Genomic DNA, 13,329 nt, shown 5'->3' on the forward strand with positions numbered 1-13,329 from the left:
GATAACCACTTCAACTTGACGAGCTTCACACAAAGCAAAAACAAGTTCTGCCCCAAAACGCAGTAATCTATCTTTATGGGTTAGCACCAGCCTGTCTATTTTGTTGTCTAAAATATCATCAAGCAGGCGTTTTAAGCCTTTTTTATGATAGTTCATACCACTACCCAAATCGCTAATCACCTCGAATGACCAGCCTTGAGCAGAGCAGTACAGCTCAAGAATTTCAATCTGACGCTGTAAGTCTGACTTTTGGTCATGACTCGAAACACGAGCGTAAGCTATGGTTTTGCGTTGTTGCTCCACCTTATTACGAGTCAGGTTGGGGTTTATTTTAGATAAGTCATACCTACGATGGCCTTTGGGTGTTCTTTGGGCGACAAGCACACCTGTCTCATCCCATCTTCGTAGAGTTGAGACGGAAACGCCTAACTGATTAGCTGCTTATTTTATACTTAATAATCTATTCATATTAAGTAATTATAAATAGATTTAGATATAATTTATGTTACTGTTTGTAGCCCTCAGTTTAAGATTCTGCTTCCTCTTCAGTTTCAGATACTAAATTGTGCATGGCATTTTCTAGCATCGGATAACTATTTAGGATATGACAAAATAGTTCAGCAGTTTTCTGGGTATCATAAAGAGCCGAGTGGGCTTCTGTGCCACTAAATTCGATACCAGCAGCTTTACAGGCTCTGGCCAAAACTGTTTGACCAAAGGCTAGAGCTGATAGGGTCACTGTGTCTAATACTGAGAACTGGTGAAATGGGTTGTGATTTTTACTGTTGGTGCGCTCAATGGCCGCATTTAAGAAAGAGAGGTCAAAGTGGGCATTATGGCCCACTAAGATACACTTCATGCAGTCGTTTTCTTTACGGACTGCTTTTAGTTCTTTAAAAATACGACGTAGGGCAGGTTTTTCTTCTTCAGCAATGGCTTTACGCATTGGGTTATTGGGATCAATTCCAGTGAAGTCTAAAGCACGCTGTTCAAGATTGGCGCCTTCAAAGGGATTAAGATGAGCGTTTAAAGGCTCACCAGGGATGAATTTGCCTTGCTCGTCCATAATAATGGGAATACAGGCCAATTCCAAAAGCGCGTCAGTTTTGGCATCAAAGCCGGCAGTTTCCACATCCACAACGACAGGTAGAAACTTACGGAAACGATCCACCATTTTTAGGACAGGCTGCTGAGCAAAGCCATTACCATTGGTGTTTTGTTCTGCACTGGTAGCATCTGAACTGCTTTCGTTAGATGAGGTGTTGCTACAAACTCTCGGTTCGCTACTACTGTCATTTTGGTAGGCATCGTCAGTTACATTAGAGTGAGTCATAAATCAAAATCGCATTATAGAGTGTCAAATAAAGGAGGGGCTTAGAGCTAAGCTAAGCCACTAAATTAAAAGCTCATAAATCGCTTATTAAAAGCTTAAAAGGGATTAGTCGTGTTTAATAGACCACGGCAAGGTCTCGCCTGCCATCAATGGCGTTAGCGTTTTTTGATCCATATAAGCGTAGCTATCAGGCACTTGCATCGGCTCATTGACCAAAGTTATGCGCTCTTCATTCACGGGTAGACCATAAAACTGTGCCCCAAACTGACTAGCAAAGCCCTCTAAGCGGTCAATCTTACCCACACTATCAAATGCTGTGGCGTATAAAGGTAGGGCGATTGAAGCAGAATAACAGCCAGCACAGCCGCAAGCATTTTCTTTGGTATGGGTAGCATGAGGGGCAGAGTCAGTGCCTAAGAAAAACTTAGGGTTACCACTGGTGGCCACATCAAGCAGGACTTGCTGATGCTGTTGACGCTTTAAGATAGGCAAGCAGTAGAAGTGTGGTTTCACGCCGCCTACCAGTAAGTGGTTGCGATTAAATAGAAGATGCTGCGGGGTAATAGTAGCTGCCACATGCTCACCTTGCGATAATACGAAGTCGGCCGCATCGCCAGTGGTAATATGCTCTACCACAATTTTTAATTCAGGGAACTGAGTCACTAAGCTATTTAAAGTGGTGTCAACAAACTGTTTTTCACGGTCAAAAATATCCACGTGAGAGTCTGTTACTTCACCATGGATAAGTAGCGGTAATCCGTGCTTTTGCATCGCCTCAAACACATCGTTACGAGCGCTTAGGTTGGTAACCCCATCGACCGAGTTGGTGGTTGCTCCAGCAGGATATAACTTAACGGCTTGGACAATACCTGATTCTGCTGCTTCTTGAATATCGGCAACAGTGGTGGTATCAGTCAGATAAAGCGTCATTCTAGGATCAAAAGATTGCTTATAACGCTCTTCAATGTCTGCTTGCTGTAAAGCTTGCAAAATACGCTCGCGATAGGCTAAGGCATCACTGGTATTCTTAACAGGTGGAACCAGATTTGGCATACAAATAGCACGATTAAAGCTTTGAGCTGCATGAGGCACAGTGGTCTTTAAAGACTCTGCATCTCGTAAATGAATGTGCCAATCGTCTGGACGGGCTAGGGTGATTTGTCTTGGCGTACTGTGGTCAGTTTCTGAATTTAAAGCGGTATTAAGAGTCATAACTAAAAGCCATGGTTATTGATGTTATTGGATATAGATAGAAAATACTTAAAGCAGCAATAGATTTGTCGTAAGTTATATAAATACAGTTATAAGACAGCTTTGCAAAATATTGATAAATAAATAAGGCTCTAATGATAACAGGTTTTGCCCATAAATTCGGCTATCGACTAAGTTAAGCGCTAGATTTTTAACAATAGAGGATTGGGTAAACTATCCTCTATTAATAGATTAAAAGCAGTAATATAGGCTCTCCTCGCTTTAGTTGCCTCTATAAATAGTGTAAACTGAAATTTGATGAGTACATTTATTTATAGATCGATAAATAAGAAATGAGCACTCATTTTTAGGTAATAATATAGGGGAATAGCTTGGCAAAAGACCCATCCATTCCAACCCATATTCAATCTACTTAATGCCCACGCTTAATAGTATAGTATTTTAAAGTTCACACTCACTCGATAAAGGATGCACTATGTCGGTCGAAAAAGATAAAATCAATAAAATTGTTTTAGCATACTCAGGCGGTCTTGATACCTCAATTATTGCTAAATGGTTGCAAGATACTTATGACGCTGAAGTAATCACTTTCACTGCAGACATTGGTCAAGGTGAAGAAGTTGAGCCAGCTCGCGCTAAAGCGGAAGCTATGGGTATCAAACATATCCATATCGAAGATTTACGTGCAGAGTTCGCCCGTGATTACGTTTTCCCAATGTTCCGTGCTAACGCAATTTATGAGGGTGAATATTTATTAGGTACCTCTATCGCGCGTCCTTTAATCGCTAAGCGCTTAGTAGAAATCGCGAAAGAGCACAATGCAGACGCTATCAGTCATGGTGCGACGGGTAAAGGTAACGACCAAGTTAGATTTGAGTTAGGTGCTATCGCTTTGGCTCCAGAAGTGAAAACCATTGCTCCTTGGCGTGAGTGGGATCTATCAAGCCGTGAAAGCTTAATGAAGTATGCTGAAGAGCATAATATTCCTATCGACTTTGCGGCCAATAAGAAAAAATCTCCTTATTCTATGGATGCCAACCTACTTCACATCTCGTATGAAGGCGATATCTTAGAAGATCCATACGCAGAAGCAGAAGAAGATATGTGGCGCTGGTCAGTAAGCCCAGAACAAGCACCAGATACCCCTGAATACATTGAGCTTGAGTATGAAAAAGGTGATATCGTTGCTATCGATGGCGAAAAACTTGAGCCATACGAAGTAATGATTAAGCTAAACGAGTTGGGCGGTAAGCATGGTATCGGCCGTCTAGATATCGTTGAGAACCGTTACGTTGGCATGAAGTCTCGTGGCTGCTATGAGACACCAGCGGGTACTATTATGCTAAAAGCGCACCGTGGTATGGAATCCCTAACTCTAGACCGTGAAGCAGCTCACTTAAAAGATGAGTTAATGCCTCGCTATGCAAAAATCATCTATAACGGTTATTGGTTCAGCCCAGAGCGTCAAATGCTACAAGCGCTAATCGACAAATCACAAGAATATGTAACTGGTACTGTTCGCGTTAAGCTATACAAAGGCAACGTGAGCGTGGTTGGCCGTAAGTCTCCTTACTCATTATTTGATGAGAAGATTGCAACCTTTGAAGACGATGCTGGTGCTTATGATCAAAAAGACGCAGAAGGTTTCATCCGTCTAAATGGTCTACGTCTGTCTATCGAAGCCAGCCGTGGCCGTGATTTGTCTTAATTGACTTAATCTGTTTTAGCTTGTGAGTTAACGACAGTTTAGAAACAAAAAAGCAGAAGTGAAATCACTTCTGCTTTTTTTATGGCTTAGAGTAAAGCTAAAACAAGCCAATCATTTAACCAATTATTTAGGCAATCAGCTGTTTAGTATCCCTATACCCGATTATTTAGTCTTTTTCGGTAATAGACACTGTTCTAAATAATGAATATTCTGTGCTTGAGAGGCGAACTTTGGATCTTTTAAAATAAGATCACGATGCAAAGGAATATTGGTTTTAATGCCTTCAATAATTAGCTCGTCTAAAGCATGCAGCGTCTTAGCAATGGCCTGCTCACGGGTCTGACCATGGCAGATAAGCTTACCAATCAAGGAGTCATAGTACGAAGGAATCTCATAGCCTGGGTATAGGTGAGATTCAAAGCGTACGCCTGCGCCGCTCGGGATAAAGTACTGGGTAACTTTGCCCGGGGAGGGGGCAAAGGTCTGTGGATCTTCAGCATTGATACGGCACTCAATGGCATGGCCATGCACGCTGATATCGCTTTGACGATAAGACAGACCATAACCTGCTGCAATTCTTAATTGCTCAACCACCACATCGATACCGGTGACCATTTCCGTAATGGGATGCTCAACTTGAATACGGGTATTCATCTCAATAAAGAAGAACTCACCGTCTTCAAATAAGAATTCAAAGGTACCCGCACCACGATAGCCAATGTTTTCACAGGCTTTAACACACGCCAGTAAGATAGGCTCACGGATATCATCAGGGATATCAGGGGCAGGGGCCTCTTCTAATACCTTTTGATGGCGGCGCTGTAATGAACAGTCACGGTCATACAAATGAATGGCATTGCCATTACCATCGCCCAAGACTTGCACTTCAATGTGGCGAGGATTTTGTAAATAACGCTCCATGTAGACGCTATCATCGCCAAACCAAAGCTCTGCTTCTTGCTTGGCCGCTTGTACCTGCTCGTTAAGCTGATCAAAGCGCTCAACGATACGCATACCACGACCCCCACCGCCCGCAGCAGCTTTGATTAAGAGGGGGAAGCCAATATTTTTTGCTTGTTCTTCGGCGTTGTGCAAAGTAACCGTACCAACCGAGCCTGGTACGGTTGGCACTCCGGCTTGTTTCATTGCATTGATGGCCGAGACTTTATTACCCATCAAGCGAATATGGTCAGGATGAGGGCCCACAAAGGTGATACCCGCTTCTTCAATGTTTTCCGCAAACTCAGCATTTTCTGCTAAAAAGCCATAACCTGGATGAATGGCGTCGCTTCCAGTAATTTCAGCGGCAGTAATGATAGCTGCTGTATTTAGGTAGCTTTGGCTCGCATTGGGCTTACCAATACAGATGGCTTCATCTACAAAACGCAGATGCATTAAGTCTTCATCAGCAGTAGAGTAGACGCCAACGGTTTTAATGCCCAGCTGCTTGCAGGCACGCACGATGCGTAAAGCAATTTCACCACGGTTGGCGATAAGCAGTTTTTTTATCATCTAGGGGCCTATCTCTTAGCTTCTATAACGGATAACGGGTTGACCAAACTGTACCACATCGCCATTTTCTACCAAAATGGCATCAATAATACCGCTTTGAGTGGCCTCAAGTGGATTCATAATTTTCATAGCCTCAATAATACCCAGCGTGTCACCCGCCTGAACTTTTTGGCCAGGGGTCACAAATGGAGGATCATTTGGGCTAGGAGCTGCATAAAACACACCCACCATTGGCGAGGTTTCTACGCTGCCCATGTGAACTGCTTCAGCTTGGGGCTCTGAGATATAAGCAGGGCTAGCCGGCATCATTGAGGGCATAGGTGTGTTGTAGTGACGCGTTAGACTCACACTATCTTCCCCTGTTTTAATCTCAAGATTAACTAGGTCTTTTTCTTCCATTAGCTCGATGAGCGTACGAATTTTTTCAATGTCCATACGGTTGCCTACAGATGTTCTTATAATATTAAGCATATTGTAACAAATTTTGTCGCGTCTGATGAGTGACAAATGATGTATTTAAGTTTCAATAGCACATTTAGTTCAAATATACGTTAACCCACTGCAAAAATTTGTATAAAACCCACTCAAAAAACCTATTTCGAGCCCGATTTATAGCTCAATTTATATGAAACCAAACTCAGTCCTTATAAATTATTGGCTAACTCTAGGCTGAATATCTAACACTTGTCGTTGACGATAGATTAAACGTAGGGTTAATAACACAGAAGATAAGGTCAAACCGGTAACTAATGCAATCCAAAACCCTTGAGCGCCTGTATCGGTAAAACGTACCAGATAGGTGCCTAAAGGTAGGGCTACTAGCCAATAGCAGAATAAAGTAATCCACATGGGTATTTGCGTATCTTGCATTCCTCTTAATATCCCAGCGATATTTACCTGCCAGCCATCGACCAATTGATAAGCAATGGCAAATAATAATAAAAACATGGCTTGGGTTTTAACCGCAGGGTTATTGGTAAACAGATCGGCTAAGTTTTCTCTAAATAGCCAAATGCCAAGCATACTGCATAAGGCAATGCACACTGTCCATATCAATCCAGTACGCTGAACCTGTTGTAATGCCAACCAGTTTTTTTCCCCATAACGATTGGATACCATAATGGTGAGAGCCATGGCCACAGACATAGGAATCATAAACAGCTGAGAGGTCACGGCCATCGCCACTTGGTGCGAGGCCACAGCGATGGCTCCCAAGGGACTAATCACAATTGAGGCTAAGCTAAATAAGCTGGCTTCAAAGAAGATAGAAACACCGATAGGCACACCTAGACGTAGCAGTTTGCCAATTTGTTGACGGTCAGGCTTGGCAAAGCTATAAAAGAAGCGGGTCTCTTCAAACGTTTTATGTTTAGATTTTAGTAAATACAAAGACAGTAAAATTACGTTTATCCATAACACACAAGCTGTCGCCAGACCGCAGCCAGCACCGCCAAGCTCAGGGAAACCAAATAGCCCGTGAATAAAAATGTAGTTAATAGGGATGTTAACAAACAAACCAATTAAGCTGATGACCGTTACCGGCTCTGGGCGGCCCAAAGCTTCACAATAACTTCTTAAAACGGCATAACAGGCGATAGCAGGAAAGCCCCAAGCCACAAACCTTAAATATTGACCGGCTTTAGGCTGAATATCCTCAGGAACCCCCATGGCACCTAATACGTTAGGGGTCATAGACACGATCACTAAGCCGAAAAGACCAATTAAAACAGCTGCCCACAAAGACTGCTGCGTAATATGAGGAACATTTTGTGGAGTCTTTTGACCAATTTGCTCTCCGATTAAGGGAGTTGTGGCAATTAAAGTGCCTGTAGCCAATAAGAATAAAGGCAGCCAAATACCTGAGCCAATCGAGACAGCAGCCAAGTCTAAAGCAGACACGCCACCTGCCATAATGGCATCCACCACACCTAAGGCAGCTTGGCAGAACTGAGTAATAAGGATGGGAAGCACCAAGGTGCCTAAGCGTAAGCTGTGCTGTTTAAACTCAGAAAAGGATAAATTAGACAACATAAGTAAACTTCTAAAATAAAGGTTTTATTGAAGCTGCCTTGATAATACATGACAGAGCCTAAGTCGCGACTTTGGCATTGATATAAATAAATAACCTGCCATAGGGCAGGTTAGGGGGTTTGTCACCTTGCGCTAGTCCTTTAATTCACTTACGGCCATTGCCTTTAAATCATTAGACGTTACGATAGGCTATTAAAGGTCAGATAAGGGTCGGAAACACTATTATCAAGATATCAACTTAATTGCTCTACTATCGAATTATTGAACACGTATAATAAGCGTATTAATAAACGGCTAGCTTTGCGGTTAATAGCTCTTTGAGAGCCACTATTCTTTAATGGGCTAAAATACCATCAAAGTGCTTAAATTAAAATAAAAGCATGACTATAACACTATCTGCCAACGAGTATAAGACCTTATCTTTATGTCCCTATCAATAAATGTCTCAAAAATTCCCCTAGCACTTTATATTCACATTCCCTGGTGTGTGAAGAAATGTCCTTACTGTGATTTTAACTCACACACATTGCCCGTTAATGACAGCTCGAGCTCTAATCAAATGAATCAAGCTACTAATGAGGATAATAAAGCGCTGGCCGATGATCATTTTGCCATTTATGTGGATGCTCTAATAAAAGACATAGACTCGCAGCTACCATTAATTCAAGGCCGAGAGATTGCTTCTATTTTTATAGGTGGCGGAACCCCTTCGCTGTTACCTATTAAACAGTATCAGCGTTTGTTTAATCATCTAAGATCAGTTTTACCCTTAGCCAGTGATTTGGAAGTTACCATGGAGGCCAATCCAGGTACTTTAGAGCACGCTCCGTTTGAAGAATATCTTGAGGTGGGGATTAATCGACTCTCGATGGGAGTGCAAAGCTTCTCAGACAGTAAGCTTGAATCCTTAGGGCGTATTCATAATGCCAATCAAGCTCAGCTGGCTACTCAAGCAGCTAAGAAGGCTGGATTTAAACGGGTTAATATCGACTTGATGCACGGTTTGCCTAATCAAACCCTCGCAGAAGCTTTATATGATATTAAGCAAGCCCATCAGGCAGGGGCGACACATATCTCTTGGTATCAGCTGACCATTGAGCCCAACACTGTGTTTTATAGAAACACCCCAGTACTCCCCGATGACAATGACTTGGCGGATATTGAAGAGCAGGGCAGTGCGCTATTAACCCAGCTGGGTTATAACAATTATGAGGTGTCGGCTTGGGTGGGTAACCAAGATGATCAGTGTCGCCATAATGTGAACTATTGGCAGTTTGGGGATTATTTGGCCATTGGGGCTGGCGCGCATGGCAAAATTACTTTGATGGAGGAGGGGGTTTATCCAGAGTTTGAGCGAGGTATTTATCGCTTTAGCAAAACCCGTTTGCCAAAAGATTATATGAACTATGAAGGCTTTCCTAAGATGGTTGGATTCTCCCCAATTGCAGATGAGGATTTGAGTGGGGAGTTTATGATGAACGCCTTACGTCTAAGCTGCGGGGTGCCATTAGATTTGTATAATGATAGAACAGGCTTATCAGCAGCGAAGATTACGCCTATTATTGAACGCTTACAGCAACAAGAGCTATTGGTAGATGAGGCAAATCTAATTCAGCCAACCGCTTTAGGCCGCCGTTATTTAAACCAAGTATTGCAAGCTTTTTTGTAGGGTTTAATCAACAGCCTCGTATTTTAAAATAACTATATTAAATTTGTATTATCAGGGAGACTGCATCATGGCAGGTTATATATTAGCGTTGGATCAGGGCACCACCTCAAGTCGTGCCATTATTTATGATGACAGAGCCCGGCCAATACAGATTTCTCAGAAGCCTACTGTTTTATCTACACCAAAGGCGGGTTATGTTGAGCAGGATGCGATGCAAATTTGGCATACTCAAATAAGCTGTGCTCATGATGCCATTAACCAGGCTGGCTTGTTGGCCACAGACATCACTAGCCTCGCTATTACCAATCAACGCGAGACGATTGTGGTATGGGATAAGCGTACGGGTAAACCCTTAGCTCCTGCTATTATTTGGCAAGACAGACGTTCTGAAGACTGGTGCCAAAACCTACGACAGCATAAAGTAGAAGGCTCCGAGATGAGTATGGAGCAGCACGTCCAGTCGATTACCGGGCTACGTGTAGACCCTTACTTTAGTGCCAGTAAAATTGTCTGGCTACTGGAAAATCATCCCAATTTAAAGGACAGAGCACAGCGCGGTGAAGTGGCTGTGGGTACCATTGATAGTTGGCTTATGTTTAAGCTGACAGGCGGTGAGCACGTGATAGACATCACCAATGCATCACGTACTCTAATGTATGATATCAATAAGCTAGAGTGGTCAGAGGAGCTGTTAGCTAAGTTTGATATCTGCAAAAAAATACTGCCTAAAGTTATTGCTTCTGATGGTGACTTTGGTAGAACCAAAAAAGGTCTATTTGCTAAGCAGATTCCGATTCAAGCGGTGTTAGGAGATCAGCAAGCTGCCTTATTTGGTCAGGGCTGTGTCTCTACGGGTATGGCAAAAAATACCTATGGCACAGGCTGTTTTATGCTTATGAATATCGGTCATGAGGTACAGCTTAGCCAACATCAGCTATTGACCACCATAGGCTGGCAACGCCGTCACAATAACCCTCAATTATTAGCTGGTGCTACTGAACACCCTTCTTTCTCGAAGTTGGTTAAGTCGGGTCAACGTATGCTAACGCCTGCCAAACGTGAAGTGACTTATGCTCTTGAAGGCAGTGTGTTTATGGCAGGGGCCATCGTGCAGTGGCTACGTGATAACATGGGACTGTTTAATAAATCCCGAGACATTGAAAGCTTAGCTCGAGAAGTGGAAAGCAGTGAGCAAGTGGTGTTGGTTCCTGCTTTTACTGGACTAGGCGCCCCTTATTGGCGCTCAGACATTACCGCCAGTATCTCAGGAATGACTAGGGGCAGTACCAAAGCTCATATTGCTCGAGCTGCTTTAGAGTCAATAGCTTTTCAGACTTACGATGTTTTAACTGCGATGCAAAAAGACAGTCCTAGCCCATTGACGGAGCTTAGAGTAGATGGTGGAGCGGCCAATAATGACTTGTTAATGCAGTTTCAGGCAGATATGTTAGGGGTACCTGTACTACGACCCAAAGATACTGAGATTACTGCGAAGGGCGCTGCTTTATTAGCTGGGATTACTTCTGGCTTATATGATGAAGCAACCATTGATGACAGCTGGGATTTAGATAAGCGCTTTGAGCCGTTAATGCCTGCAGAAGAGCGCGAGGAGCATTTAGACAAATGGCATCAAGCCATAACTAAAACTTTGCAGTAGGGTACTTACAGTAGTTTGAAAGAAATCAGTTAGAAATTCATCGTTAGTAGCTGTAGATTGTTGATGAAACTGAGCCAACTAAACTGACCCATTGTGAGTCAAAAAAAAGGACAATCGTAATGAGCCAAAACAACAGATTTCATAAAAGTAAAGAGCAAGAAATGGACAAGATATTTTATATAGCCACCAGTAATTTATTGAACTTTGCTCTTCCTAATCGCAGCTATTATGACAACATGCAGCCCTATACCAATGAGCAATATAACCGTAAATTAAATGGATTATATGAGCTGTTAAAGAACGCTAAGTCAGACATTTATGCTTTCCAAGAGGTGTGGGATGAAAAGGCACTGCAAGATTTAGCTCTTAAGTTGGGATTTGAGCCTTCGCAAGTGTTGGCTCCTATGGCCAGTAACGATCCTGCCAGCACACTGACTTTGGGGCAGGGGGCTCAGGATACTCCCGCTTTAGCAATTATCACTAAGCATAAAGTCTTAGAGTGGCAATTACTAACAGATTTTCCAGAGTTGGCAGTAGTAGATATTCCGGATGAAGGGCCTTATAGAAGTTTTAATCGTCCTCCTTTGGTCGCAACTCTAGAGGTTTATGGTCAACCTATCACAGTTATCACTACGCACTTAAAAAGTAAGCGACCTCATTATTTGAGAGATGCACAAGGCAATCGATTAGAAGATTATGATAATCCACTACTGCGAGTACGCGCCAAGCTTAGAAGCTTATGTATGCGAGCTGCTGAAGCGGCAGCCTTAAGACTGTTTATGATTGATATCTTACATAAGACCCGTCACCCGCTTATTTTGCTAGGAGATATGAATGATGTCACAGACAGTGTGACTACTCAGTTATTAGCAGAAACCAGTGAAGTAATCTATGATAAAGCAATGCGAGATGTGGCGCTGTTTGATGCCGCCCAAGTGCAGACCAGCTATGGCTGGATGAAGGATGTGGCCTATACTCATCTGTACCAAGGTATGCCAGAAGTTATCGATCAGCTTTTTGTCTCTGAAGAGTTTCTAGTCGATGGTAAATTTTCACTGGGGGAGGTGGAGCGGGTAGACTATTTTAATGACCATCTTAAGCAAGACTATGAAGATCGATTCTCTGATCACGGCATTGTCCGCGCGAAGATTAAGTTAAAATAAATAGAATAGAATTAACGCACTAGTCAATAACCACGAGCGCAGAATGGTGTTACAATAAAAGAAATAATGTAGAGATTAGGCCTTCCTAACGATTACTAATGAAGAGGCTTCCTATGAAAGAAGGATGTAATGATCTAATTAATGACGTCCTTGTTAACTCAGAATTAGCAAAAAAGATTGTACCCAATAAGTTTAAGCATACGAGTAAACAAGGTAGAATTCGGCGCCAAAAGTTACTAATGGCAGCCAAGAAGCTTAGTGAAAGGCATAATATTCAAGATATTACTTTGGTGGATATCTGTGAAGAGGCAGATATTCCCAGAGCGTCTGCGTACCATTTTTTTCCAAATGTAGAGGCCATCTTCTTAGCGCTACGTTTCTTAAATTATATAGATACTTTGCAGGCATTAGAAAAAATCGAAGTTTCTAGTTTTGATAGGTGGCAGGATTATATCACTGAACTATTACAGCAGTCAGTACAACTATTTAACAATGATGTGACTAAAACTAAGCTGATGTACGGTGTAAATAGTCCCGACTTCGACAGTAGCGATTACGAAGATCAGGTGGATCATAGTATGGTGGGTATGCTTTTTGAAAAACTGTCTAGCCACTACAATATGGAAAGCTTTAAAGGTATTGAGGAAAAGATTTTGATCGCTTACTATATGATTCATAGTATATTTTCTTTATCTTTTAAGCAGTATGATGAGATTACCAAAGAGATGAGTGAAGAAGCCGTTACGGCTGCTATTGCGTACTTACGCTGTTATCTGCCAGAAGAGTTGCCTCTTAAATAAAAGTGTCTGATTAACTAAAAAACCACCCTGTTGGGTTAATGCCAGTCAGTTAACGCTGACTGGTATTTTTTTGGGATATTTTTGTGGTTTCCCCTTAACCACCCTCGGGCAAGATCGCTTTCTACGTTCAGGAATAACAAACAATTTTCCTTCCTCTAAAACTGCATCTAACAACTTAGGGAAGAGTCCTGCAGCCTGTAAAGGCGCAAACCGTAACAGATCAACAATCGTAATAGACGCCATA

The 13,329-nt window shown here is 42.4% G+C and carries 10 protein-coding genes and 2 pseudogenes; 5 read left to right on the top strand and 7 right to left on the bottom strand.

The features are described from left to right. The 3 genes and pseudogenes from A1232T_RS10065 to pyrC form a co-directional block, all read right to left on the bottom strand. Positions 1–468: pseudogene (locus A1232T_RS10065) on the bottom strand (IS607 family transposase); the annotation flags it as partial. Between the two features lie 58 nt (positions 469–526). Further along, positions 527–1,174 carry a ribonuclease T gene (gene rnt / locus A1232T_RS10070; RefSeq protein WP_095532763.1) on the bottom strand — a complete coding sequence of 216 codons (648 nt, stop codon included), beginning with the start codon at positions 1,172–1,174 and terminating at the stop codon, positions 527–529. Between the two features lie 264 nt (positions 1,175–1,438). Further along, a complete protein-coding gene (gene pyrC / locus A1232T_RS10075; protein ID WP_077449289.1) occupies positions 1,439–2,545 on the bottom strand; it encodes a dihydroorotase in 1,107 nt (368 codons plus the stop codon). A gap of 475 nt (positions 2,546–3,020) precedes the next feature. On the opposite strand from pyrC, the gene A1232T_RS10080 reads away from it, so the two are divergent. Then, positions 3,021–4,253: an argininosuccinate synthase gene (locus A1232T_RS10080; RefSeq protein ID WP_077449290.1), complete on the top strand. Its 1,233-nt coding sequence runs from the start codon at positions 3,021–3,023 to the stop codon at positions 4,251–4,253. Positions 4,254–4,415: 162 nt separating this feature from the next. Here the strand turns inward: A1232T_RS10080 and accC are convergent, their stop codons facing one another. The 3 genes from accC to A1232T_RS10095 form a co-directional block, all read right to left on the bottom strand. Beyond that, positions 4,416–5,765 (bottom strand): acetyl-CoA carboxylase biotin carboxylase subunit, encoded by a 1,350-nt coding sequence (gene accC, locus A1232T_RS10085; protein ID WP_077449291.1) that lies wholly within the window; start codon positions 5,763–5,765, stop codon positions 4,416–4,418. 15 nt (positions 5,766–5,780) lie between these two features. Further along, positions 5,781–6,200, bottom strand: coding sequence for an acetyl-CoA carboxylase biotin carboxyl carrier protein (accB, locus tag A1232T_RS10090; RefSeq protein WP_077449292.1), 420 nt, complete (start codon positions 6,198–6,200; stop codon positions 5,781–5,783). Positions 6,201–6,416: 216 nt separating this feature from the next. Next, a complete protein-coding gene (locus A1232T_RS10095) occupies positions 6,417–7,796 on the bottom strand; it encodes an MATE family efflux transporter (RefSeq protein ID WP_077449293.1) in 1,380 nt (459 codons plus the stop codon). A 424-nt stretch (positions 7,797–8,220) separates the two neighbouring features. Here A1232T_RS10095 and hemW point away from each other — a divergent pair, with 424 nt between their 5' ends. The 4 genes from hemW (at position 8,221) to A1232T_RS10115 (ending at position 13,085) form a co-directional block, all read left to right on the top strand. Then, a complete protein-coding gene (gene hemW, locus A1232T_RS10100) occupies positions 8,221–9,465 on the top strand; it encodes a radical SAM family heme chaperone HemW (RefSeq protein ID WP_077449294.1) in 1,245 nt (414 codons plus the stop codon). Between the two features lie 67 nt (positions 9,466–9,532). Then, positions 9,533–11,122, top strand: coding sequence for a glycerol kinase GlpK (gene glpK / locus A1232T_RS10105; RefSeq protein ID WP_077449295.1), 1,590 nt, complete (start codon positions 9,533–9,535; stop codon positions 11,120–11,122). A 119-nt stretch (positions 11,123–11,241) separates the two neighbouring features. Continuing rightward, positions 11,242–12,285, top strand: coding sequence for an endonuclease/exonuclease/phosphatase family protein (locus tag A1232T_RS10110; RefSeq protein WP_077449296.1), 1,044 nt, complete (start codon positions 11,242–11,244; stop codon positions 12,283–12,285). 113 nt (positions 12,286–12,398) lie between these two features. After that, complete coding sequence (locus tag A1232T_RS10115; RefSeq protein WP_077449297.1) at positions 12,399–13,085, top strand: TetR/AcrR family transcriptional regulator; 687 nt, start codon at positions 12,399–12,401, stop codon at positions 13,083–13,085. A gap of 45 nt (positions 13,086–13,130) precedes the next feature. On the opposite strand, the pseudogene A1232T_RS14265 reads toward A1232T_RS10115, so the two are convergent. Beyond that, positions 13,131–13,329: pseudogene (locus A1232T_RS14265) on the bottom strand (IS4 family transposase); the annotation flags it as partial.

Origin of the sequence: Psychrobacter pasteurii (assembly GCF_900162815.1) — a bacterium.
GTDB classification, from domain to species: Bacteria; Pseudomonadota; Gammaproteobacteria; order Pseudomonadales; family Moraxellaceae; genus Psychrobacter; species Psychrobacter pasteurii.

Coding starts and splice junctions, on each gene's coding strand:
- A1232T_RS10080 (WP_077449290.1), top strand. CDS start 3,021: ATGTCGGTCGAAAAAGATAAAATCAATAAAATTGTTTTAGCATACTCA.
- A1232T_RS10095 (WP_077449293.1), bottom strand. CDS start 7,796: ATGTTGTCTAATTTATCCTTTTCTGAGTTTAAACAGCACAGCTTACGC.
- A1232T_RS10115 (WP_077449297.1), top strand. CDS start 12,399: ATGAAAGAAGGATGTAATGATCTAATTAATGACGTCCTTGTTAACTCA.
- accB (WP_077449292.1), bottom strand. CDS start 6,200: ATGGACATTGAAAAAATTCGTACGCTCATCGAGCTAATGGAAGAAAAA.
- A1232T_RS10110 (WP_077449296.1), top strand. CDS start 11,242: ATGAGCCAAAACAACAGATTTCATAAAAGTAAAGAGCAAGAAATGGAC.
- hemW (WP_077449294.1), top strand. CDS start 8,221: ATGTCCCTATCAATAAATGTCTCAAAAATTCCCCTAGCACTTTATATT.
- glpK (WP_077449295.1), top strand. CDS start 9,533: ATGGCAGGTTATATATTAGCGTTGGATCAGGGCACCACCTCAAGTCGT.
- accC (WP_077449291.1), bottom strand. CDS start 5,765: ATGATAAAAAAACTGCTTATCGCCAACCGTGGTGAAATTGCTTTACGC.
- pyrC (WP_077449289.1), bottom strand. CDS start 2,545: ATGACTCTTAATACCGCTTTAAATTCAGAAACTGACCACAGTACGCCA.
- rnt (WP_095532763.1), bottom strand. CDS start 1,174: ATGGTGGATCGTTTCCGTAAGTTTCTACCTGTCGTTGTGGATGTGGAA.